The 20,482-nt window shown below is 66.4% G+C and carries 24 protein-coding genes and 2 tRNA genes; 16 read left to right on the forward strand and 10 right to left on the reverse strand.

The window, feature by feature from the left end; translation table 11 throughout:
* Positions 1–58: 58 nt before the first annotated feature.
* Positions 59–538, reverse strand: coding sequence for a TetR-like C-terminal domain-containing protein (locus B3587_RS08040; protein WP_228178177.1), 480 nt, complete (start codon positions 536–538; stop codon positions 59–61).
* A 95-nt stretch (positions 539–633) separates the two neighbouring features.
* Between B3587_RS08040 and gatC the strand changes: the two genes are divergently transcribed.
* The 3 genes from gatC to gatB are packed head-to-tail and all read left to right on the forward strand — an operon-like array spanning position 634 to position 3,985.
* On the forward strand, positions 634–933 hold the full coding sequence (gene gatC, locus B3587_RS08045; RefSeq protein ID WP_228178178.1) for an Asp-tRNA(Asn)/Glu-tRNA(Gln) amidotransferase subunit GatC: 300 nt from the start codon (positions 634–636) through the stop codon (positions 931–933).
* Positions 930–2,453: an Asp-tRNA(Asn)/Glu-tRNA(Gln) amidotransferase subunit GatA gene (gene gatA, locus B3587_RS08050; RefSeq protein WP_292727735.1), complete on the forward strand. Its 1,524-nt coding sequence runs from the start codon at positions 930–932 to the stop codon at positions 2,451–2,453. The genes gatC and gatA overlap by 4 nt, the downstream gene beginning before the upstream one ends.
* Entirely contained in the window at positions 2,453–3,985 is a 1,533-nt protein-coding gene (gatB, locus tag B3587_RS08055; RefSeq protein ID WP_228178180.1) for an Asp-tRNA(Asn)/Glu-tRNA(Gln) amidotransferase subunit GatB, read from the forward strand. Before gatA ends, gatB begins: the two co-directional genes overlap by 1 nt.
* A 48-nt stretch (positions 3,986–4,033) precedes the next feature.
* On the opposite strand, the gene B3587_RS08060 is transcribed toward gatB, so the two are convergent.
* Positions 4,034–4,627: a DUF2202 domain-containing protein gene (locus B3587_RS08060; protein WP_292727737.1), complete on the reverse strand. Its 594-nt coding sequence runs from the start codon at positions 4,625–4,627 to the stop codon at positions 4,034–4,036.
* A 125-nt stretch (positions 4,628–4,752) separates the two neighbouring features.
* On the opposite strand from B3587_RS08060, the gene dinB reads away from it, so the two are divergent.
* From dinB to B3587_RS08075, 3 genes are read left to right on the forward strand one after another with little or no spacing between them, the layout of a single operon-like run.
* Complete coding sequence (dinB, locus tag B3587_RS08065) at positions 4,753–6,015, forward strand: DNA polymerase IV (protein ID WP_292727739.1); 1,263 nt, start codon at positions 4,753–4,755, stop codon at positions 6,013–6,015.
* A gap of 58 nt (positions 6,016–6,073) precedes the next feature.
* On the forward strand, positions 6,074–6,394 hold the full coding sequence (locus tag B3587_RS08070) for a hypothetical protein (protein ID WP_195691589.1): 321 nt from the start codon (positions 6,074–6,076) through the stop codon (positions 6,392–6,394).
* On the forward strand, positions 6,369–6,959 hold the full coding sequence (locus B3587_RS08075; RefSeq protein WP_228178183.1) for a hypothetical protein: 591 nt from the start codon (positions 6,369–6,371) through the stop codon (positions 6,957–6,959). Before B3587_RS08070 ends, B3587_RS08075 begins: the two co-directional genes overlap by 26 nt.
* A gap of 21 nt (positions 6,960–6,980) precedes the next feature.
* Here the strand turns inward: B3587_RS08075 and B3587_RS08080 are convergent, their stop codons facing one another.
* From B3587_RS08080 to B3587_RS08095, 4 genes are all read right to left on the reverse strand, one after another.
* Positions 6,981–7,490 carry a DUF2017 family protein gene (locus B3587_RS08080; RefSeq protein WP_228178184.1) on the reverse strand — a complete coding sequence of 170 codons (510 nt, stop codon included), beginning with the start codon at positions 7,488–7,490 and terminating at the stop codon, positions 6,981–6,983.
* Entirely contained in the window at positions 7,487–7,780 is a 294-nt protein-coding gene (gene clpS / locus B3587_RS08085) for an ATP-dependent Clp protease adapter ClpS (RefSeq protein WP_374198018.1), read from the reverse strand. Before clpS ends, B3587_RS08080 begins: the two co-directional genes overlap by 4 nt.
* Positions 7,780–8,130, reverse strand: a complete 351-nt coding sequence (locus B3587_RS08090) for a metallopeptidase family protein (RefSeq protein WP_228178239.1) — start codon at positions 8,128–8,130, stop codon at positions 7,780–7,782. The genes clpS and B3587_RS08090 overlap by 1 nt, the downstream gene beginning before the upstream one ends.
* A gap of 31 nt (positions 8,131–8,161) precedes the next feature.
* Positions 8,162–8,234: transfer RNA gene (locus B3587_RS08095), tRNA-Arg, on the reverse strand.
* 63 nt (positions 8,235–8,297) lie between these two features.
* Between B3587_RS08095 and orn the strand changes: the two genes are divergently transcribed.
* Complete coding sequence (orn, locus tag B3587_RS08100; RefSeq protein ID WP_228178186.1) at positions 8,298–8,921, forward strand: oligoribonuclease; 624 nt, start codon at positions 8,298–8,300, stop codon at positions 8,919–8,921.
* A gap of 36 nt (positions 8,922–8,957) precedes the next feature.
* Positions 8,958–9,033: transfer RNA gene (locus B3587_RS08105), tRNA-His, on the forward strand.
* 7 nt (positions 9,034–9,040) lie between these two features.
* Here the strand turns inward: B3587_RS08105 and B3587_RS08110 are convergent.
* On the reverse strand, positions 9,041–9,673 hold the full coding sequence (locus B3587_RS08110) for a YczE/YyaS/YitT family protein (protein WP_292727743.1): 633 nt from the start codon (positions 9,671–9,673) through the stop codon (positions 9,041–9,043).
* 59 nt (positions 9,674–9,732) lie between these two features.
* Between B3587_RS08110 and B3587_RS08115 the strand changes: the two genes are divergently transcribed.
* Positions 9,733–11,157, forward strand: coding sequence for a PLP-dependent aminotransferase family protein (locus tag B3587_RS08115; protein WP_228178188.1), 1,425 nt, complete (start codon positions 9,733–9,735; stop codon positions 11,155–11,157).
* 22 nt (positions 11,158–11,179) lie between these two features.
* Here B3587_RS08115 and B3587_RS08120 read toward each other — a convergent pair whose 3' ends face one another.
* On the reverse strand, positions 11,180–11,398 hold the full coding sequence (locus B3587_RS08120) for a hypothetical protein (protein WP_228178189.1): 219 nt from the start codon (positions 11,396–11,398) through the stop codon (positions 11,180–11,182).
* A 120-nt stretch (positions 11,399–11,518) separates the two neighbouring features.
* Between B3587_RS08120 and msrA the strand changes: the two genes are divergently transcribed.
* The 5 genes from msrA (at position 11,519) to B3587_RS08145 (ending at position 15,486) form a co-directional block, all read left to right on the forward strand.
* Positions 11,519–12,043, forward strand: a complete 525-nt coding sequence (gene msrA / locus B3587_RS08125; RefSeq protein ID WP_228178190.1) for a peptide-methionine (S)-S-oxide reductase MsrA — start codon at positions 11,519–11,521, stop codon at positions 12,041–12,043.
* A gap of 160 nt (positions 12,044–12,203) precedes the next feature.
* Positions 12,204–12,680 carry a single-stranded DNA-binding protein gene (locus B3587_RS08130; protein WP_228178191.1) on the forward strand — a complete coding sequence of 159 codons (477 nt, stop codon included), beginning with the start codon at positions 12,204–12,206 and terminating at the stop codon, positions 12,678–12,680.
* A 238-nt stretch (positions 12,681–12,918) separates the two neighbouring features.
* The gene (locus tag B3587_RS08135) at positions 12,919–13,245 is read left to right on the forward strand and encodes a DUF6993 domain-containing protein (protein WP_292727747.1); all 327 of its coding nucleotides are present in this window, start codon (positions 12,919–12,921) and stop codon (positions 13,243–13,245) included.
* 41 nt (positions 13,246–13,286) lie between these two features.
* Positions 13,287–14,966 (forward strand): energy-dependent translational throttle protein EttA, encoded by a 1,680-nt coding sequence (gene ettA, locus B3587_RS08140; protein WP_228178193.1) that lies wholly within the window; start codon positions 13,287–13,289, stop codon positions 14,964–14,966.
* Between the two features lie 7 nt (positions 14,967–14,973).
* Positions 14,974–15,486, forward strand: coding sequence for an acyl-CoA thioesterase (locus B3587_RS08145; protein WP_228178194.1), 513 nt, complete (start codon positions 14,974–14,976; stop codon positions 15,484–15,486).
* 27 nt (positions 15,487–15,513) lie between these two features.
* Here the strand turns inward: B3587_RS08145 and B3587_RS08150 are convergent, their stop codons facing one another.
* Positions 15,514–16,425 carry an acyl-CoA thioesterase gene (locus tag B3587_RS08150; RefSeq protein ID WP_292727749.1) on the reverse strand — a complete coding sequence of 304 codons (912 nt, stop codon included), beginning with the start codon at positions 16,423–16,425 and terminating at the stop codon, positions 15,514–15,516.
* Positions 16,426–16,493: 68 nt separating this feature from the next.
* Between B3587_RS08150 and B3587_RS08155 the strand changes: the two genes are divergently transcribed.
* Together B3587_RS08155 and B3587_RS08160 are read left to right on the forward strand one after the other, a co-directional pair.
* On the forward strand, positions 16,494–17,132 hold the full coding sequence (locus B3587_RS08155) for a hypothetical protein (RefSeq protein WP_292727751.1): 639 nt from the start codon (positions 16,494–16,496) through the stop codon (positions 17,130–17,132).
* Positions 17,133–17,215: 83 nt separating this feature from the next.
* A complete protein-coding gene (locus tag B3587_RS08160; RefSeq protein WP_292727752.1) occupies positions 17,216–18,781 on the forward strand; it encodes an APC family permease in 1,566 nt (521 codons plus the stop codon).
* A gap of 19 nt (positions 18,782–18,800) precedes the next feature.
* On the opposite strand, the gene B3587_RS08165 is transcribed toward B3587_RS08160, so the two are convergent.
* On the reverse strand, positions 18,801–20,468 hold the full coding sequence (locus B3587_RS08165) for an FAD-binding dehydrogenase (RefSeq protein WP_228178198.1): 1,668 nt from the start codon (positions 20,466–20,468) through the stop codon (positions 18,801–18,803).
* Positions 20,469–20,482: the final 14 nt, after the last annotated feature.

A 20,482-nucleotide genomic window follows, 5' to 3' on the forward strand; every position in this document is an offset into this window, starting at 1 on the left:
CCAAACGGACTCACTCATCTAGGGGAGAGCGCGCCGCCCCTGAAGGTCCGGCTCGCGGTCAGAGTGTCTCGAAGGCGAGATGGCGCACGATCGCACGAGCGCGTGAATCCGGATCGGGAGGAGGCGGCGTTGCGCCACTGAGCCAGATTCCGGCGAGTCCGTGCACGATAGCGAACGCAGCGTACGCCGAATCGTGCGCCTCCTCGTCATCCGACGCGTCAGTGCGGGCATCGGCAACGGCCCGCTCGAGGATGCCCCATGTCGCCATCCGTGCTGCAGCGAGTGAGGAATCCTCCTCATCGGTCAGTCGCGGTGTCCACATCACCGCGTAGTGGCCAGGATGGGCGAGCGCCCACGTCACGTAGGTCACGCCGTGGTGGTAGATGTCGCCGCCCGCCTCTGTCAGCGCCGCACTGACAACATCGTCGCGGCCGCCGGGGTAGACAACCCTGCCGCGCCTTCGACGCCGCTCCTTCCGCGAGCGATGCTGCAGGTCGTCTTCATCGCGAGCGGGATCGTGGCTGCGCTCCCGGCTCATCGACTCACCGTGCGTCGGACTGAGCGCTCTGCGGCGTGAAGCCGGAGGGGTCTGCGGGGCACAGGCGGTCGAGGTGCCCCACCTAGAATGGTGCGGTGTCTGAAATCACCCCCGATCTCGTGCGCCATCTTGGTGTGCTCGCCCGGATCCGCCTGAGCGACGACGAGGTTCAGCGCCTCACCGGCCAGCTCGACGCGATCGTCGACAACATCGCCAAGGTGTCGCAGGTGGCCACTCCCGAGGTGCCTGCGACCAGTCACCCGATCGCCCTACACAATGTGTTCCGCGCTGATGTTCCGGGCGACATGCTCACGCCCGAGCAGGTGCTGCAGAACGCCCCGGATGCCGCAGACGGCCGCTTCCGTGTGACCGCGATCCTGGGAGAAGAACAGTGACAGACCTCACCCGCCTGACAGCTGCCGAGCTGGCGTCGTCGCTCGCCTCGGGCGAGATATCGAGTGTCGAGGCTACGCGCGCGCATCTCGACCGGATCGCCGCGGTGGATGCCGACATCCACGCCTTCCTCCACGTCAGCGACCACGCGCTCGAGGTGGCAGCCGATATCGACGCCCGGCGCACGGCAGGCGAAGAGCTCCCCGAGTTGGCGGGAGTCCCGCTCGCCATCAAGGATGTGCTCGTCACGACCGACATGCCGTCCACGAGCGGATCCCGCATCCTCGAGGGGTTCATGTCGCCCTACGATGCGACGGTCGTCGCGCGTTCGCGTGCTGCCGGTCTCGTCCCGCTGGGCAAGACCAACATGGACGAATTCGCGATGGGCTCCTCGACCGAGCACTCGGCCTACGGTCCCACGCGCAATCCATGGGATCTCGACCGAATCCCCGGCGGGTCTGGCGGTGGATCAGCCGCGGCAGTCGCAGCTTTCGAGGCGCCACTTGCTCTCGGGTCCGACACCGGCGGTTCGATTCGTCAGCCGGCGCACGTGACCGGCACGGTGGGTGTGAAGCCCACGTACGGCGCTGTGAGCCGGTACGGGGCGATCGCACTGGCCTCCAGCCTCGATCAGGTCGGACCGGTCACCCGGACGGTGCTCGACGCGGGTCTGCTCCACGACGTGATCGGCGGTCACGACCCCCACGATTCGACCTCGCTCGCCGAGGACTGGCCGTCGTTTGCGGATGCCGCACGCGAGGGTGCCCGCGGCGATGTGCTGAAAGGTCTGCGGGTCGGCGTCATCCGGGAACTGCCCGACAGCGGTTTCCAGAGCGGTGTTTCGGAGTCCTTCCGTGCAGCTCTGGCACGTATGGAGGCGCAGGGTGCCGAGATCGTCGAGATCAGCGCGCCCCACTTCGAGTACGGCGTCGCCGCCTACTACCTGATCCTGCCCGCTGAGGCATCCAGTAACCTCGCGAAGTTCGACTCGGTGCGCTTCGGACTGCGCGTCGACGTTCCGGGAGGAACTGTTGAAGACGTCATGGCAGCTACGCGAGAAGCGGGCTTCGGCGACGAGGTCAAGCGCCGCATCATTCTCGGGACATACGCCCTGAGCGCCGGCTACTACGACGCGTACTACGGATCGGCCCAGAAGGTTCGCACCCTCATCCAGCAGGACTTCGACCAGGCGTTCGCGCAGGTCGACGTCATCGCCACACCCACCGCCCCGACCACGGCGTTCCGCCTGGGGGAGAAGATCGACGACCCGCTGCAGATGTATCTCAACGACGTCGCGACGATCCCTGCAAACCTCGCCGGTGTTCCCGGGATCTCTCTTCCCTCGGGTCTGTCGGCAGACGATGGCCTGCCTGTCGGCATCCAGTTCCTCGCGCCGGCTCGACAGGATGCGCGGCTCTACCGCGTGGGTGCGGCGCTCGAGGCGCTGCTGCTGGACGAGTGGGGTGGTCCGCTGCTTGACCGGGCCCCGGTATTGAGCGCATCGACGGGAGGGCGTGCCTGATGGCTACCGCGAAGCTCATGGATTACGACAAGGCTCTCGAGCTGTTCGAGCCGGTGCTCGGGTTCGAGGTGCATGTCGAGCTGAACACCGAGACCAAGATGTTCTCGGCTGCCGGCAACCCGGCCCACGCCTCCAACCACAGCGCTGAGCCCAACACCCTTGTCGCCCCGGTCGACATGGGGCTTCCAGGGGCGTTGCCGGTCGTGAACGAGACAGCAGTGCGCTCGTCGATCAGTCTGGGGCTTGCCCTCGGTTGCTCGATCGCGCCCTCGAGTCGGTTCGCTCGCAAGAACTACTTCTACCCCGACCTCGGAAAGAACTATCAGATCTCGCAGTACGACGAGCCCATCGCGTTCGAGGGCAAGGTCGAGGTCGAGCTCGAAGACGGCACCATCGTCGAGGTTCCCATCGAGCGCGCGCACATGGAAGAGGATGCCGGAAAGCTCACCCACATGGGCGGTTCCACGGGCCGCATCCAGGGCGCCGAGTACTCGCTCGTCGACTACAACCGCGCGGGCGTTCCGCTGATTGAGATCGTCACCAAGCCGATCTTCGGCGCCGAGCACCGCGCGCCCGAGATCGCCAAGGCCTATGTGCGGACGATCCGCGACATCGTGCTCTCGCTCGGCATCTCGGAAGCGCGTCTGGAGCGTGGGAACCTCCGCTGTGACGCGAACGTGTCGCTGCGCCCGCGCGTCGCGGCCGGCGAGCCGCCGGCTCCGTTGGGAACCCGCACCGAGACGAAGAACGTCAACTCGATGCGCTCGGTCGAGCGCGCGGTTCGTCACGAGATCCAGCGCCAGGCCGCGATCCTCGCTGCCGGCGGCACGATCACGCAAGAGACCCGTCACTGGCACGAAGACACCGGCACGACCTCGCCCGGACGCCCGAAGTCGGATGCCGACGACTACCGCTACTTCCCCGAGCCCGACCTGCTTCCCGTTGAGCCGTCGATCGAGCTGATCGAGGAGCTTCGAGCGGCGCTTCCCGAGTCACCGGCTGCGCGTCGGCGCCGGCTGAAGGCGGAGTGGGGATTCACCGACCTCGAATTCCAGGATGTCGCCAACGGCGGCATCCTCGCCGAGGTCGAGGCGACGATCGCTGCAGGCGCATCACCGGCATCAGCACGCAAGTGGTGGACCGGTGAGATTGCCCGAATCGCGAACGCGCAGGACCGCGAAGCGAGCGACCTCGTCTCGCCCGCCGACGTCGCGGCGCTCCAGCGGCTCGTCGATGCGGGAACACTCACCGACAAGCTCGCCCGACAGGTCCTCGAGGGCGTCATCGCCGGCGAGGGCACTCCGCAGGAGGTCGTAGACGCGCGAGGGCTCGCGGTCGTCTCGGATGACGGGGCGCTGATCGCCGCGATCGATGAGGCGCTCGCGTCCCAGCCCGATGTGCTCGAGAAGATCCGCGACGGCAAGGTTCAGGCTGCCGGCGCGATCATCGGCGCTGTCATGAAGGCGATGAAGGGCCAGGCTGACGCCGCGCGCGTGCGCGAGTTGATTCTCGAGCGCGCTTCGCAGTCCTGACCCTCGGTCGGCTCGAGCTGGTGCAGCCCCGCGCGGGGCTGCACTTCATCAAGCCTGCCGCTCGAACGCGGCGAGGTGATTCTGGGAGCCGGCAAGCAGGCGCTCCAGGACAACCGCGACATCATCGGCAGCGTCGTCTAGGGCACGCGTCAGATCGGCGATGTCGGTTTGCTCGATGAGGACTCCGACATCGATGGCGGCGGCCCTGGACCCGCTGCCATCGGCCACGAGCTGGTCGTAGAGCGCCTGGAGGTCGGGGTCGGTGAACACGCCGATCTCGTCCGAGCGCGGATCGGCAAGGTCGTACTCCACGAGAAGTGTTGCCACGGCATCCTGATGCGAGATCTCGGACGCTGCGATGTTGACGAAGACGTTCCCGCCCCACAGGTCACCGAGCACGGTGTACACGTCGTGAGCGAGCTTCTCCTCTTCGATGAGGTACAGCAACTGCGCCTCCAGGTCGCTCGTGACGATCTCCGCGGGGATGGGTGACCCGGTCGGCGCCAGTGGGCTCGCGGTGGTCGGGGCAGCGGATGCCTCGGCCTCGGCGGTCGGTGCGGACGCGACCGTGCACCCCGAGATCCCCAGAGCCGCAGCTGTGACCACTGCGACGGGGAGGACATGGCGTGCTGAACTGATCATGACGTGCTCCTTCGATGTCGGACTCTTATACCCCCTAGGGTATCCCGGAAGGGTCCGCGGTGACCATCCAGCGCCTATGGGAACGCCGACAGAACACTGTCGGTGGGGTGGGCGAGAATGGATGCATGGGACGAGGGGACGGCAGGAATCGCCTCGTGTCGCCCGACGATGCTGACGACACCGGCGCCGACATCCTTCACGTCGACATGGATGCGTTCTACGCGGCTGTCGAGGTGCTCGATGACCCGACCCTTGCAGGAAAGCCGATCATCATCGGCGCACCCGAGAGCCGGTCGGTCGTGTCCAGTGCTTCCTACGAGGCTCGCGCGTTCGGTGTTCGAGCTGCCATGCCGGTCGGGCAGGCGTTGCGCTTGTGCCCGCAGGCGATCGTCGTGCCACCTCACTTCGATCGCTACGTGGCGCTCTCGCGCGAGGTCATGCGCGTGTTCCACGAGATCACACCGCTGGTCGAACCGCTGTCGATCGACGAGGCCTTTCTCGATGTGCGTGGGGCGCGGCGCCTGTGGGGGTCTCCCGGAACGATCGCACGGATGCTTCGCGCCCGCGTGCGCGACGAGACCGGCCTGACCTGCAGCGTGGGTGCCGCCGCAACGAAGCATGTCGCGAAGATGGCCTCCACCCTGAGCAAACCCGACGGCCTTCTGATCGTCGCCGAAGCAGACACCGCGGCATTCCTCGCGCCACGGTCTGTCCGCGCGCTGTGGGGCGTGGGACCGAAGGCCGCCGAGGCGCTCGAGTCGCGTGGCATCCGTACGGTTGCCGACGTGCTGGAGACGCCGCAGGCCGTCCTCGAACGTGCGCTGGGCGCAGCAATGGGGGAGCGAGTGTGGAACCTCGCGCGGGGCAGGGATGCACGCGAGGTGTCCACCACCCGTGTCGAAAAGAGTGTCGGGCACGAAGAGACGTTTCACACTGATATCAGCGACCCCGCGGTGCTGCGCTCGGAGCTGCGTCGTCTGGCTGACCGTGTTGCGGCACGCCTGCGCGCAGCATCATGGGAAGCCGGAGCTGTCGCGATCAAGGTCCGGTTCGCCGACTTCAGCACCGTGTCCCGCTCGCGCAGCCTCCCGGAGCCGAGCTCCGTCGGCCAGTGCCTGGGGGAGGTCGCTCTGGAACTGTTCGACGCGATCGACAGGCGCCTCCCCATCCGGCTCGTGGGCGTCCGTGCCGAGAAGCTACGTACCCTCAGTGAGTCAGCGCCCACCCTGTGGGACGACGACGGAGAGTGGCGGCGCGTCGAATCCGCACTGGATACTGCGGCTGCCCGCTTCGGTCGAGGGGCGGTCACCCGTGCGACCCTCATCAGCGAACGCGGCGGCGGGACGCTCCCCTCGAACCCCCGCCTGCCCCGCGACGATCAGCGTTGACGAGGACCGGATCCACGTCGGCCTGTCCTGGAGCGTCCCGGGGCGGTAGCGTGGGGCCATGCCCAACATCGCGCTCGAACTCGGCAAGCAGGCGGCATCCTTCGGTGTCTCCGGCATCTACGGAGAACAACAGGATGTCGACGGCATCAAGATCATCCCCGTCGCCCTCGCGTCCTCCGGCTTCGGCGGGGGCTCGGATGAGGGCGGCAACGGTGGCGGTGGGGCCGGCGGTACGGCGATCCCGATTGGCGCGTACATTCGCCGCGGTGATGACCTGCGCTTCGAGCCCAATCTGATCTCTCTGCTTGCTGTCGGCATCCCGTTCGTGTGGGTCGCCGGGCACGTCCTCATTCGTGTCATCCGCGCCCTCAAGAAGTGACGATCCCGTCGGTCAGGTCCTGACCGAGGCCACCGACGCCCTGCGCGACGACATCCTGACGCTGGGTGGCCCGGCGCCCGTCATCCTGATCGACGGGCGCAGCGGAGCCGGCAAGACGAGCCTGACGCGCCTTCTTCTGGAGCGGTGGCCGTTGGATGCCTCACCTCAGTTGCTCGCGCTGGACTCGACGTACCCGGGTTGGGACGGGCTGGATGCCGCCGTCGAGGACGTCACACGTCACGTCCTCATCCCGCATGCCAACGGACAGCAGGGCCGGTGGCGACGGTGGGACTGGAGCGCGGGTGAGTATGCGGAGTCGTATGGCGTGGATCCGGATCTTCCGCTCGTGATCGAAGGATCCGGCATCCTCACCCCGACGACCGCTGCGCTCGCGAGCGTTCGCGTGTGGGTCGAATCGCCGGCGGACTCCCGACGAGAACGGGCCCTGGAGCGCGACGGGGACACGTACCGACCACACTGGGAGCGGTGGGCGCGCCAGGAGGATCGCCACATCACTCGTGACGACCCGGCAGCACACGCAACGCGGGTCTTCGTCGTTCCGTGAGCCGATCGGTGCCTGGTGTCGTCAGGTGCCGCGGGGATCGGAATCTGCGTCGATCGCGCTAATGAGGCTGTCGAGGCGGTAGCCGAGCCAGTCGTAGATCCCGAAACGCGGATCAGAGGCATCGTGGTCGTCATCGGCCTGAATCCCGAGCCTCGTCGCGAGTACGAGCCGAATCGCCGACAGCGTGCGCAGCAACGCGCTCACATCAGCTGCGCTTGCGTGCACGACGACCTCCTCCGTGAGCGCCGGGTCGTCGGATGCGATCGGCATGGCGGGTAGCGTCGGGCGCAGGATGCCGAGAACAGTCTCGGCATCCGTGTGACGGCGGTCCAGCAGCTCGCGCTCGGTCAAGCGGCGGAACTCGCGAGCTGCGGCGTCATCGTCGAGATACCCCTCGGGAACGAGGCGTGCCACGGCATCATCGCTTGATGCGTCTGTCGTGGCGTCGAGGAGGTCCCGGAACTGCTCCGTCATCTGCGAGAGGTGCAGAGCCTCGATCCGCGTGATGGCCATCACGAGTTCGCGGGTCATGCCGGAGCCCTCCGCACCGTCGCCGAGAGCCCGTAGTCATGCATCGCGTGAACGTGGAGCTCCATCTGCTCGCGCGCACCTTCGGCCACTACGGCATGGCCCTCATGATGCACGGCGAGCATCAGTGATTCGGCCCGCTCGGCGCTGAACCCGAAGTAGCTCCGAAAGACATGGGTGACGTAGCTCATCAGGTTGACCGGGTCGTTCCACACGACTGTCTGCCACGGCGTTTCAGCGGCGCGGAGCGTGTCGACATCCTCATCGGCTCGAGGCAGTGTCGCGCTGTTCATCAAGCCCATCCCAACTCGTGGAGCCGGTCGTCGTCAATCCCGTAGAAGTGCGCGATCTCGTGCACGAGAGTCGTATGGATCTCGGCGCGAAGGTCGTCCAGATCGTCGCACGCTGCCAGGTGCGCTTCGCGATAGACGATGATCCGGTCCGGAAGCTCACCCACGCCATATCGATCGCGTTCGGTCAGCGCCCACCCGTCGTAGAGCCCGAGGAGGTCCAGGGAACCGTCCTCGCCGCGGTCTTCGACGACGAAGATGACGTTGTCCAGTCCGTCGACCATGTCATCGGGAAGTCGGTCGAGTTCTTCGACGACCAGGCGCTCGAACGCGTCGGCATCCATCTCGACCATCGTGCCCCGCGCCTTCCCGCCACTCATCTCGTGCCCCCGACTGGACTCGAACCAGTAACCGTCGGATTAGAAGGCCGATGCTCTATCCATTGAGCTACGGAGGCGCATCAACCAGATTACCGGGAGCCGCCGCAGTAGCCGGGAGCGCCCGCTCTAGGATGGGCGGCATGGCTTCGAGCGAGAACGACCGGCTGGTGTGGATCGACTGTGAGATGACCGGACTGGACCTCGCCGTCGACGAACTCGTCGAGATCGCGGTGATCGTCACCGATTTCGAGTTGCGCCCGCTGGATCCCGGCTTCCAGATCGTTATCAAACCTGACGCTTCTGCGCTGGCGAACATGAATGACTTCGTCACCGCCATGCACGAGAAGTCCGGACTGCTCGAGGCGATCCCGAACGGCGTCAGCGTCGCAGAGGCCGAATTCGAGGTTCTCGAGTACATCCAGCGCTTTGTTCCCCTCGAGGGCAAGGCGCCGTTGGCCGGAAACACGATCGGGACTGACCGGATGTTCCTCGCGAAGTACATGCCCCGCGTCGATCGGTGGCTGCACTACCGCAACGTCGATGTGTCGAGCATCAAGGAACTGGCCAGGCGCTGGTACCCACGCGCATACATCCACGCCCCGGCGAAGGATGGCGGCCACCGCGCGCTCGCCGACATCAGCGAATCGCTGCGCGAGCTGGCGTATTACCGCAGCGTCGTGTTCGTTCCCGAACCGGGTCCGACCAGCGATGAGGCCAAGCAGGCAGCGGCTGTCGCCGTGTCGGCGTTCGCCCCCGGCGTGTGAGAGAATCTTTTGGTTGCGCACTCCGGTGTGCACATGGTGGCTATAGCTCAGTTGGTAGAGCACCGCGTTGTGGTCGCGGGGGTCGCGGGTTCAAGCCCCGTTAGCCACCCCACGTATTCCTACCTCGGTGACGCGAGGGGAGTGGTCGGCGCCGCTACCAGCCGCGATGTCGCCCGCGTGCGAGCGGTGTCGAACAGCGGCAAGGTGAGGTGTACCAGCGGGCCGATGGTCGCCGCGAACAGGACGGTCCCGAGCCCGACGGTGCCTCCCAGCAGCCACCCGATTACCAGCACGGTGAGCTCGACGCTGGCGCGAGCTGCCCAGATCGGCATCCCGAACCGGCTGCGCAGGCCGGTCATCAGGCCGTCGCGGGGACCCGGCCCGAAGTGCGCGCCGATGTACAGCCCCGAGGCGACGGCGACGAGCAGGATGCCGCTTACGAGCACCGCAAGCTGCGCGAGGAATCCCGTGATCGGTGGCAGGACCCAGAGGGTGACCTGCATCGTGGTTCCGACGACGAGGATGTTGGCCACGGTGCCGATGCCGGGGCGTTGGCGCAGCGGAATCCAGAGAAGCAGGATCAACAGGCCGAGGATGTTCGTCATCCACCCGACGCCGATACCGGTTCTGATCGACAGGCCCTCGGCCAGCACAGTCCAGGGGTCGACGCCCAGTCCAGCATCAACCGTCAGCGCAGCTCCGGCCCCGTAGAGGGGGAGCCCGATGAGAAGTTGCAGGATGCGGCGCGGCATGGCACCATCCAAGACCAGAAGTGGACTGACGTGACCAGTCCAATCGGGAAGGAGTGGCCGTGGAGTCCCGAATGTCCGCGCGATCACTGACCCTCGCACTGGGCGGATGGCGCACGCGCGAACCGGCTTACGAGGCGCTCGCCGACGGCATCCGTCTGCTCTGCTTGGACAACCGCATCGCGCCCAGGACCGCGCTTCCGGCTGAGCGCGAACTCGCCACCGCACTTCGAATCAGTCGCAGCACCGTCTCGATGGCCTATCAGAGCCTTCGCGACTCCGGGCACATCAGCAGCCTGCGGGGGTCGGGAAGCGTCACCCTTCCGCTCGGCCGGCGCGAGGTCGCGAGGGTGCTCGGAACTGACGGCACCATCGACCTCCAGCAGGCGAGCCCCCCAGCTTGGCCCGGGCTTGCGGGTCACATGGCCGAGGTTGCGGCCGATGCCGCGACCCTCGCCTCGCGCTCGGGGTACGACGTCCTCGGTCGCGCTGAGCTGCGCGAAGCCATCGCCGAGCTGTTCCGCGCTCGGGGACTGCCGACCGAGTCTCGCCAGATCATGATCACCGCCGGTGCCCAGAGCGCGATCCACCTGCTTGCGAGCGTGCTCATCGGACGCGGCGATCGCGTCGCGATCGAGACCCCCACGTATCCGCATGCAGCCGACGCACTCCGTCGCGCCGGCGGGCGGCTCGTCGGCATCCCGGTAGCGGCCGAAAGCGGATGGGATCTCGAGCGCGTCGCCGAGTCCTTCGCTCGCACCCGCCCCTCCCTTGCCTACCTCATGCCCGACTTCCAGAACCCGACGGGCCGCAGTATGTCGGCGTACGAGCGCGAGACCATCATGACGGCTGCACAGCGCTCTGGAACCCTCCTGGCGATCGACGAGACGACCGCCGACCTCGACATCGATCGAGGATCCCAGGACCGCGGTTTCCAGGCGACCGATGAATCCCTCGTGGTGCGCGTCGGGTCGCTCGGCAAGACCGTGTGGGGAGGTTTGCGTGTCGGGTGGATACGGACCGACCATGACCTCATCGACCGGCTCGTGCAGGAACGCCCGGCGTACGACCTCGGTACACCGGAGTTCGAACAGGCAGTGGCAACCGGGCTGATTCCGCGGCTGCCCGAGATCGCGCGACATCGCGGTGAGTTCCTGCGCGAGGGACGGGATGCGCTGGTCTCAGCGCTGGCGGAACGGCTGCCGGAGTGGCGCGTGCCCTCGGTTGATGGGGGAGTCGCCCTCTGGGTCGAGCTGAACGCGCCATTGAGTTCGGCGCTGGTGCTCCAAGCCAGGACGGCCGGACTGCTCCTGTCGGCCGGTCCGAGGTTCGCGCCAGATGGCGGAAACGAACGGCACCTACGCATTCCGTTTACCGCACCCCCCGGCGACCTGCGCCGGGCCGTCGAGATTCTTGCGGACGTCTGGCCGGGCGTGCTTCGAGATGCTCCGCACGGTGTCCGGGACCTCTGGAGCTCACCGGTCTGAGTCGCCGACCTCGGGACAGACGTCAGGTCGACAGCAGGAGGGCCTCGACGGCGTCATCGCGGCTCCAGAACCGTCCGAGCGCATGGAATTGCCTGTCACTCGGGTGGAAGCGTTTCACCGCGAAGTGCTCACCCTGAGCGTCGCGATCGACGCGCAGGTGACCGATCGGCCCGCGGCCCGCATCAACGACGCGCCAGGCGTCGATCCCGATCGGCACGAGCTGTATCTGTGAGGTCTGCATCAGTGTCTCCCTGAGATCGAACATAGATCCGACCTCCGACACATCGCAGGGAACAGCAATACGCGCGAGACTGTTGTTGCCAGTGGCGCCGAGAACCCGGCGCCACAACAAGGAGAAATCATGCACACGTTCGTTCTCGCAGGCGGCTGCTTCTGGTGTCTCGACGCGGCGTACCGCGCTCTTCGCGGAGTGTCGTCGGTCGTTTCGGGGTATGTCGGCGGCACCGTCGAGAACCCCTCCTATGAGCAGGTCTGCACGGGCCGTACCGGGCACGCCGAGGCCGTCGCCGTCACCTTCGATCCCGACGTCATCTCGGACGACGTCATCCTGGATGCCTTCTTCACGATGCACGATCCGCGACAGCTGAACCGACAGGGAAACGACATCGGAACCCAGTACCGCAGCGCGATGTTTCCCGCCGACGATCATCAGCGGGAGCTCTTCGAGGCTGCGCGCGATCGCGCGGCTGAGTGGTGGGACGGCGGAATCGTCACGACGATCGAGCCCCTCGGTGAGTTCTACGCCGCGGAGGAGTATCACCAGGACTTCTTCGCGAAGAACCCCACGCAGGGGTACTGCCTGGCGGTCGCCGTCCCCAAGGTGAACAAGGTGCGGGCGCGCTTCGCGGAGTATGTGACGGCCTGAGCCTTCCTCCCCAGCCGCCCCGGCGCGCCACCTGTGCACCTCTCGGCAGCGCGGGGCGGCATAGCTCCCGCTGATCGGCGAGCCTGATCTCGGCGCTGGTACCCGACGGGCACTCGGGTACCAGCGCAGCCCGGAACCGATCCGGGCGGGAAAGGGAGAAATGCAGGACATCATCACCGTCACCGGAAATGTCGCGGGGCCCCCCGAGTTCAAGGTCACAGCTGGGGGACTCCCGATCGTCAACTTCCGGCTGGGGAGTGCACAGCGTCGCTTTGATCGCCAGAGCGGCACGTGGGTCGACGACGGAACCAATTGGTACAACGTTTCGGCTTTCCGGGGACTTGCCGAACACATCGCGGCCTCGGTCACCAAGGGCGAGCCGCTGGTGGTCACCGGCCGTCTGCGGCTTCGCCCCTGGGAGTCCGGCGGCAAGAAGGGCATCAGCATCGATATCGATGCCGACACCGTCGGCCATGATCTGCGGTGGGGAACCACGACCTACACCAAGCAGGCAACCGCAGAAGGGGCCGCGTCCGCCCCGCCCGCGAGTGCCGGCGAAGACCAGGATGCGTGGGCTGCGCCGGGACTGGACGGTGCAGCCCCGGCTGCCGCGCTTGCCGGCGAAACGCCCTTCTAGCCTCCCAGGGAGCGGTCGGGAGAGTGGCTCTAGACTCCTCTGCGTGCGTGCCGCTGGAATGACTACTCCGACCCCTGTCACGGGACGTTCCCGCTTCGGCCGGATCGCCCCGGCTGTCAGCGCGGCACTGGTTGTCGGGGTACTCGCGGGGTGTACCGCGACGCCCGAGCCATCGCCGACGCCGACGGTCACGGCGACACCAACCCCGACGGAGACAGCTTCCGCAGCTCCTCAGCAGGTGAGCGATGCAACTACAGCCGACGAGGCGCTCCCGTTCTTCGCTGACGTGGTTGCGGCTGTGTGGGCAACCGACGGGCGTTTCCAGGGGCGCGCGTATGTCGACGGGCTCACTCAGGTCGGCTTCGACAAGTCGGCCATGGAGGTCACCTACGACGAGTCAACGGTCGGCAATCCGGCCGAGAGCATCCAGTTCTCGGTGCGGTGGGGCGAGGAATGCCTTGTCGGCCAGGTCGGGCCCTCGACCGGGGATCCTGTCGTTGCCGTGATGCCGGGCCTTCAGACCGGTCGCTGCCTCATCGGAGACACCCGTCCCATCGACTGGTGAGGCGTAGGCAGCACCCGGTCGGCCCGTAGACTGGACAGGTTATGGCTGAGTACATCTATCAGATGGTCCGCGCCCGCAAAGCTGTGGGCGAGAAGCTGATCCTCGACGACGTGACGATGGCGTTCCTCCCGGGAGCGAAGATCGGAATGGTCGGCCCCAACGGTGCCGGAAAGTCGACGATCCTGAAGATCATGGCGGGCCTTGACGCCCCGTCAAACGGAGAGGCGATCCTTACCCCGGGGTTCAGTGTCGGCATCCTGATGCAGGAGCCGGAGCTCGACGAATCCAAGACCGTTCTCGAGAACATCCAAGACGGGATCGCGGTCAAGGCCAAGCTGGATCGGTTCAACGAGATCTCGGGCCTGATGAGCGACCCTGACGCTGACTTCGACAGCCTGCTGGCCGAGATGGGCACGCTGCAAGAAGAGATCGACGCGGCAGACGCGTGGGACCTCGATTCGCAACTCGACCAGGCGATGAATGCGCTGCGCACACCCCCGGGGGACGCGCAGATTTCGCTCCTTTCGGGTGGCGAGAAGCGCCGCGTCGCCCTCACGAAGCTCCTGCTGCAAAAGCCTGACCTGCTCCTGCTGGACGAGCCGACGAACCACCTCGACGCCGAGAGCGTGCTCTGGCTCGAGCAGCACCTGCAGAAGTACGCAGGTGCTGTGATCGCCATCACCCACGACCGGTACTTCCTCGACAATGTCGCTGAGTGGATCGCGGAGGTCGATCGCGGCCGACTGATCGGCTACGAAGGCAACTACTCGACCTACCTCGAGAAGAAGGCCGAGCGGCTGGATGTCCAGGGCAAGAAAGACGCGAAGCTTGCCAAGCGGCTGAAGGAGGAACTCGACTGGGTTCGCTCGAACGCGAAGGGTCGTCAGGCCAAGTCGAAGGCTCGTCTGGCTCGATACGAAGAGATGGCCGCCGAGGCCGAGCGCACTCGCAAGCTCGACTTCGAGGAGATCCAGATTCCGCCGGGGCCGCGCCTGGGAAGCGTCGTGATCGAAGCCAAGAAGCTCCAGAAGGGGTTCGACGGTCGTTCCCTCATCGATGGACTGAGCTTCAGCCTTCCTCCCAACGGCATCGTCGGTGTCATCGGCCCCAACGGTGTGGGTAAGACGACGCTGTTCAAGACCATAGTCGGCCTTGAGCCGCTCGATGGCGGCGACTTGAAGATCGGCGAGACGGTCAAGATCAGCTACGTCGACCAGTCCCGCTCGAACATTGATCCCACAAAGACGCTGTGGGAGGTCGTGTCCGACGGGCTGGACATCATCACGGTCGGTAAGACGGAGATTCCCTCGCGTGCCTACGTGTCGAAGTTCGGCTTCAAGGGACCTGACCAGCAGAAGAAGGCAGGCGTCCTCTCTGGTGGTGAGCGGAACCGCCTCAACCTGGCACTCACCCTCAAGGAGGGCGGCAACCTCCTGCTGCTCGACGAGCCGACGAACGACCTTGATGTCGAAACTCTTCAGTCTCTGGAGAACGCCCTGCTCGAGTTCCCGGGTTGCGCCGTGGTCATCACCCACGACCGGTGGTTCCTCGACCGCATCGCGACTCACATCCTTGCCTACGAAGGTACCGACGAGAACCCGGATGCGTGGTACTGGTTCGAGGGCAACTTCGAGGCCTACGAGAAGAACAAGCTTGAGCGCCTGGGGCCGGATGCGCTCAACCGCGCGAGTTCCACGTACCGCAAGCTCACACGCGACTGACCCGGCAATGAGCGAGACCGAAGCAAGTGTGCCCGGCGGGGCTCGGCTGCACCTACCGATCCACCTGCGGTGGGGCGACCTCGACGCATTCAATCACGTCAACAACACCTCGATGCTCAAGCTCCTCGAAGAGGCGCGGGTTCGCGCGTTCTGGCGGCCCGGCGCCGGCGAGAGTGCACCGCCAACGGCCGTCATGGACTCGAGTCTGCACGCCGGCGTCCTGACGCTCATTGCTCGCCAGGAGATCGAGTACCTGCTCCCTGTTCCCTACCAGCGGCATCCGTTGGACGTCCAGCTCTGGTTCGGCAGGCTCGGCGGTTCCAGCATCGACGTGTGCTACGAGGTCTGCAGCCCCCTGGAGACCGCCGGCGCGGACGGCCAGCAGATCTACGCGCGTGCAACGACGGTTGTTGTGAAGGTGGATGCCGAAACCGGCAGGCCCGTCCGTCTGAGCGAGGTCGAACAGGAAGCCTGGGCACCCTACGTCGGTGAACCATTGCGATACGGACACCGCCGCTGAGCGGGCTCAGACCAGACGCTAAGCAGGTCAGTCGCGGTCGTGCGGCAGGCGGATCGTGATCTCCTGCGCGACGCTCGCCACCAGTATTCCTTCCGAGGAATAGATTCTGCCGGTAGCGAGACCCCGGCCTCCACGGGCACTGGGTGATTCCTGAACGTAGAGCAACCACTCGTCGACCCGCGCGAACCGGTGCCACCACATGGCGTGGTCGAGGCTCGCAACCTTGAGTCCCGGGGTTGACCAGGCGACGCCGTGAGCGCGCAGCACCGACTCCTGGATCGTCATGTCGCTCAGGTAAGCGAGCGCGGCGCGATGCAGGTCGGGGTCGTCGGGCAGCGATCGGCGCGTGCGAAGCCACACCGCCTGGTGGGGGACGTGCTCACCATCCACGTGCAGATATATGGGGCCGGGGACGTGGCGCACGTCGAGCGGCCGGTCAGTGAACATGCGCTTGCTCATCGGATGCAGGCCGATCAAGTGATCTTCAAGGTCGGGCAGCTCGTCGGCGTGCGGGATGCCGTCGGGCATGGGCACCGCGTGTTCCAGACCGGGGCCCTCATCCTGGAACGACGCGATCATCGAGAAGATCGGCACCCCGTCCTGGTAGGCCTGCGTGCGCCGGGTCGAGAACGACCGACCGTCGTGAATCCGATCGACGGCGAACGTAATGCCCGCCGAAGAGTCGCCCGGGCGCAGGAAGTATCCGTGCATCGAGTGGACGGTTCGTCCCGGCGGCAGCGTATGGGAGGCCGCCACGATGGATTGGGACAGCACCTGACCGCCGTACACGCGCCCGAGCGGCATTGATTGCGAGACACCGGTGAAGATGTCCTCGGTGGTCCGTGCCCCGCTCGAGGACAGGGTGAGAACGGCCAGGAGTGCGGCGACCGGGTCCGCCTCCACGACCTCGCCGGGGGTGTTCGTGGCGCCGTCGGTCATCGGTTCTCCCGGAGCTTGCTGATGTCGCCGCGGCCGCGGCAGCTGTTCCGCTTGGTAGTTTAGGTCGAATGCCGACGCCCCTGAATCTCGCCGACGCCGAGACCGCTGTGGACGCGCAGACCTTCGCCTCACGCGCCGCACGCGTCGGAGACGGTGCCGTGCGTCTGCGCGCAACGGGCGGCATCCTCGTCATGACCTGCGCCCCCATCGCGCCGCGCGGGATCCTGGACACAGCCCCGACAATCCTCGGCGTGCGGGTTCTCGCCGCCGACCCGGAACTCGCCTGCGACCTGGTCGTCGATGGTGCTTCCCTGCGGGCGCAGGGCGTGACACTCGAATTGCCCGACGCGGGCATGCGCGCCGCCTGGGCCGGCATCTCCCCACCAGTGTCGGGGTGGGCAGTACGCGGTGAGATCTCGTCGACTGAGCTGGCTGGGGCAGCCCACCGCGGAATGGAGGAGGTTGCGAAAGCTGTGCCGACGAGCGCCGGTGAGGATGTGGTCCGTCAGGTCCGGACCGCGGTGTGGGGAGCGCCGGATCCGGAGCTTGACGGGCTGCCGCGCGGAGTGGGATTCGTCGCTCAGGTGCTCGGCTTTCTGGGGCAGGATGCCGAGACCGTGCCGCTGCGCGAAGCCGGCGCCTGGCTGCGGCTGTCGCTTCGCCGCGGGCACGTTCTGGTGCGCAGATCCGGAGTGAACTCGCGATAGTTCCGTGCCGGGAGCATCCCCGGCTAACCGCCGCTCGAAACATATGCTTGACCGCGAATTCGCGGTGCTCCTACGGTGACGGAATGGCGACTGCACCGATTACCTTCACGGCACCTGAGGGAAAGGGTCTCGCCGCAGGCACGCTCGGCCTCTGGGGTTCGACAGTCATCGGACTGGCATCTACGGCGCCGGTGTACTCGCTGGTTGCGACGCTCGGGTTCATCGTCATCGCGGTGGGTGCGCAGGCGCCGATCATTTTCGTGCTGGCCTTCGTGCCCATGCTGTTCATCGCCTACGCCTACCGGGAACTCAATCGCGAGATACCGGACTGCGGCACCACATTCACGTGGGGAACCAAAGCCTTCGGCCCGTGGGTGGGATGGATGGGTGGTTGGGGCGTCGCCGTGGCCGGGATGGTCGTGCTGGCAAACCTCGCCCAGATCAGCGGCATCTATCTTTGGGCGCTCATCGACGGGATCGTCGGAAGCCCTCAGGATGCGCTTCTGGCCGATAACGCGGTATTGGTTACGGCAACTGGCGTCGTCTTCATCGCCGCGATGACGTGGATCAGTTGGCGCGGCGTCGAGATCGGCGAGAGGGTTCAGAACATCCTGCTGGCGGTGCAGTATCTCGCACTCGCGATCTTCATCGTCGCGGCCCTCTGGCACTTCTTCTCAGGCAGCGCACCCGATCCGACTCCGTTCGAGTGGTCCTGGCTGAGCCCGTTCGCGATCGGCGACTGGAGCGGCTTCGTGCAGGCAATCCTGCTCGCCCTGTTCATCTACTGGGGCTGGGACACGACGCTGGCGCTCAATGAAGAGACGAAGGATCCCCGGCGAATCCCCGGACGCGCCGCACTGCTCACGACAGTCATCCTGCTGTTCACCTACGTTGCGGTGACGATCGCGGCGATGATGTATGCCGGGCTCGGCGATGGACCGACGGGCCTTGGCAACGAAGCCAACGCCGACGACTTCTTCATCGCCATCAAAGACGGCCTTCTCGGTCCGCTCGGGTGGGTGCTGGTCGTCGCGGTCATGGTGTCTGCGATCTCGTCGACGCAGACGACGATCCTCCCGACAGCGCGCGGCACCCTCGCAATGGCCGCCTACCGCGCTCTCCCCAGGAGGTTTGCGACGGTGCATCCGCGCTTCAAGACGCCATCGTTCTCGACCCTCGTCATGGGGATCGTCGCGGTCGTGTACTACGTCGGGATGACGCTGATCAGCGACAGCATCCTGCAGGACTCGATCCTCTCGCTCGGGCTCGCTATCGCGTTCTACTACGGAATCACGGGCTATGCGTGCGTCTGGTACTTCCGTCGCGAGCTGTTCACCTCACGGCGGAACTTCTTCTACAAGTTCCTGTTCCCGTTGCTCGGTGCGCTGATGCTGACCTACGCATTCGTCCAGTCGGCCATCGACATGTACAACGTCGACTACGGCTATACGGTGCTCTTCGGTGTCGGCGGCACGTTCGTTCTCGGCGTCGGCGCACTCGCTTTCGGCGTGTTGCTGATGTTCCTGTGGTTCCTCTTCCCGCGCGCGAAGTCGTTCTTCCGCGGCGAGAGCCTCAACCGCGACACGCCGGTCATGGTCCGCGACGAACCGTCAGCATACGGTCGCTCGGTTGACGGCGGACTGACCTGACGCTGGACGCAGCAATCGGTCACACGGTCGCAGCCGCGCCTCGCCCGGCTGCCCGACCGGAGAACAGGCATCCTCCGACGAAGGTCCCTTCGAGCGCGCGATAACCGTGCACGCCTCCGCCGCCGAACCCGCTGGCCTCGCCTGCGGCGAACAAGCCCGCGATCGGCTCGCCGCTGGGTCCGAGAACCCGCCCGGAGAGGTCGGTCTCGATGCCGCCGAGCGACTTGCGCGTCAACACGTGCAGCTTGACAGCGATCAGAGGTCCTGCAGCGGGGTCGGTGATGCGATGCGGGGCAGCCGTGCGGACGAGCCTGTCACCGCGGTAGGCGCGAGCCGAGCGCAGCATCGCGACCTGGGCGTCTTTGGTGAAGTCGTTGTCCATCTCGCGGTCTCGCGCCTCGACCTCGAAACGCACCCGGTCGGCATCCAGGGCTTCGCCGCCAGGCAGGGCCCGCATGCCCTCGATGAGGCTGTCGAGGTCGTCGCGGATGACGAAGTCGGCGCCATGGTCGAGGAAGGCTTGGACGGGACCGGCAGCGCCCTTTCCGAGCCGCGATCGCAGGAGCAGTCGCACATCCTTGCCGGTGAGGTCGGGGTTTTGTTCGCTGCCCGAGAGCGTGAACTCCTTCTCGACGATCCGCTGTGAGAGCACGAACCAGGAATGGTCGTGGCCGGTGGCTCGAAGGTGCGCGAGGGTGCCGAGCGTGTCGAACCCGGGGAACAGCGGAACGGGGAGGCGCGCGCCGGTTGCATCGAGCCAGATCGAGGACGGGCCCGGCAGGATCCGGATGCCGTGCAGCGGCCAGATCGGGTCCCAGTTCTGGATGCCCTCGACGTAATGCCACATGCGGTCGCGGTTGATGAGGTTCGCCCCCGCGGTCTCCGTGACTTCGAGCATTGATCCGTCGACGTACGCGGGTACGCCTGCCACCATGTCGGCGGGAGCTGCTCCCAGTCTCTCGGGCCACCACTGGCGCACGAGGTCGTGGTTGCCGCCGATTCCTCCGGATGCGACGACCGTTGCGCCAGCCTCGATCTCGAAGGTGCCGACGACGTCCCGCGACGTTGCCACACCACGGGCGGCGCTGGAGGGCGCCAGCACGTCGCCGGCAGCTCCTGTCACGGCGCCGTTTCGCAGCGTGAGGGAGGTCACGCGGTGGCGGGGGAGCACCGTGAGTGTTCCGGCACGCTCGGCATCCTCGAGTGCAGCCTGGAAGGGTGCGACAAGACCCGGGCCGGTTCCCCACGTGATGTGAAAGCGGGGCACGGAATTGCCGGGACCGCCGGCGGTGTAGCCGCCGCGCTCTGCCCAGCCGACGACCGGGAAGAATCCCACGCCGCGTTCGCGCAGCCAGCTGCGCTTCTCACCTGCGGCGAACTCGAGGTAGGCCTCGGCCCAGCGGCGTGGCCAGGCGTCCTCTGCCCGATCAAAACCCGCTGTGCCGAACCAGTCCTGTCGTGCCAGTTCGATGCTGTCCCGAATGCCCATCCGCCGCTGCTCGGGCGAGTCGACGAAGAACAGCCCACCGAAAGACCACCACGCCTGCCCACCGACGTTGGTGCGTGGCTCCTGGTCGATGATCGTGACACGCTTGCCCGCCGCGACTGCCTCTGCGGCGGCGACGAGTCCAGCCAGCCCCCAGCCGATCACGAGGACGTCGGTTCGGTGAACGGATGCTTCGGTCATGCGACTCCCTTGTC

It is taken from the genome of Microbacterium sp. UBA837, from assembly GCF_002296025.1.
GTDB lineage: Bacteria > Actinomycetota > Actinomycetes > Actinomycetales > Microbacteriaceae > Microbacterium.

Coding starts and splice junctions, on each gene's coding strand:
- clpS (WP_374198018.1), bottom strand. CDS start 7,780: ATGAACAGCGCGACACTGCCTCGAGCCGATGAGGATGTCGACACGCTC.
- B3587_RS08130 (WP_228178191.1), top strand. CDS start 12,204: ATGCAGGACATCATCACCGTCACCGGAAATGTCGCGGGGCCCCCCGAG.
- B3587_RS08110 (WP_292727743.1), bottom strand. CDS start 9,673: ATGCCGCGCCGCATCCTGCAACTTCTCATCGGGCTCCCCCTCTACGGG.
- dinB (WP_292727739.1), top strand. CDS start 4,753: ATGGGACGAGGGGACGGCAGGAATCGCCTCGTGTCGCCCGACGATGCT.
- B3587_RS08155 (WP_292727751.1), top strand. CDS start 16,494: ATGCCGACGCCCCTGAATCTCGCCGACGCCGAGACCGCTGTGGACGCG.
- B3587_RS08120 (WP_228178189.1), bottom strand. CDS start 11,398: ATGCAGACCTCACAGATACAGCTCGTGCCGATCGGGATCGACGCCTGG.
- orn (WP_228178186.1), top strand. CDS start 8,298: ATGGCTTCGAGCGAGAACGACCGGCTGGTGTGGATCGACTGTGAGATG.
- ettA (WP_228178193.1), top strand. CDS start 13,287: ATGGCTGAGTACATCTATCAGATGGTCCGCGCCCGCAAAGCTGTGGGC.
- gatB (WP_228178180.1), top strand. CDS start 2,453: ATGGCTACCGCGAAGCTCATGGATTACGACAAGGCTCTCGAGCTGTTC.
- B3587_RS08090 (WP_228178239.1), bottom strand. CDS start 8,130: ATGGTCGAGATGGATGCCGACGCGTTCGAGCGCCTGGTCGTCGAAGAA.
- B3587_RS08145 (WP_228178194.1), top strand. CDS start 14,974: ATGAGCGAGACCGAAGCAAGTGTGCCCGGCGGGGCTCGGCTGCACCTA.
- B3587_RS08060 (WP_292727737.1), bottom strand. CDS start 4,627: ATGATCAGTTCAGCACGCCATGTCCTCCCCGTCGCAGTGGTCACAGCT.
- B3587_RS08040 (WP_228178177.1), bottom strand. CDS start 538: ATGAGCCGGGAGCGCAGCCACGATCCCGCTCGCGATGAAGACGACCTG.
- B3587_RS08160 (WP_292727752.1), top strand. CDS start 17,216: ATGGCGACTGCACCGATTACCTTCACGGCACCTGAGGGAAAGGGTCTC.
- B3587_RS08165 (WP_228178198.1), bottom strand. CDS start 20,468: ATGACCGAAGCATCCGTTCACCGAACCGACGTCCTCGTGATCGGCTGG.
- msrA (WP_228178190.1), top strand. CDS start 11,519: ATGCACACGTTCGTTCTCGCAGGCGGCTGCTTCTGGTGTCTCGACGCG.
- B3587_RS08150 (WP_292727749.1), bottom strand. CDS start 16,425: ATGACCGACGGCGCCACGAACACCCCCGGCGAGGTCGTGGAGGCGGAC.
- B3587_RS08070 (WP_195691589.1), top strand. CDS start 6,074: ATGCCCAACATCGCGCTCGAACTCGGCAAGCAGGCGGCATCCTTCGGT.
- B3587_RS08080 (WP_228178184.1), bottom strand. CDS start 7,490: ATGACCCGCGAACTCGTGATGGCCATCACGCGGATCGAGGCTCTGCAC.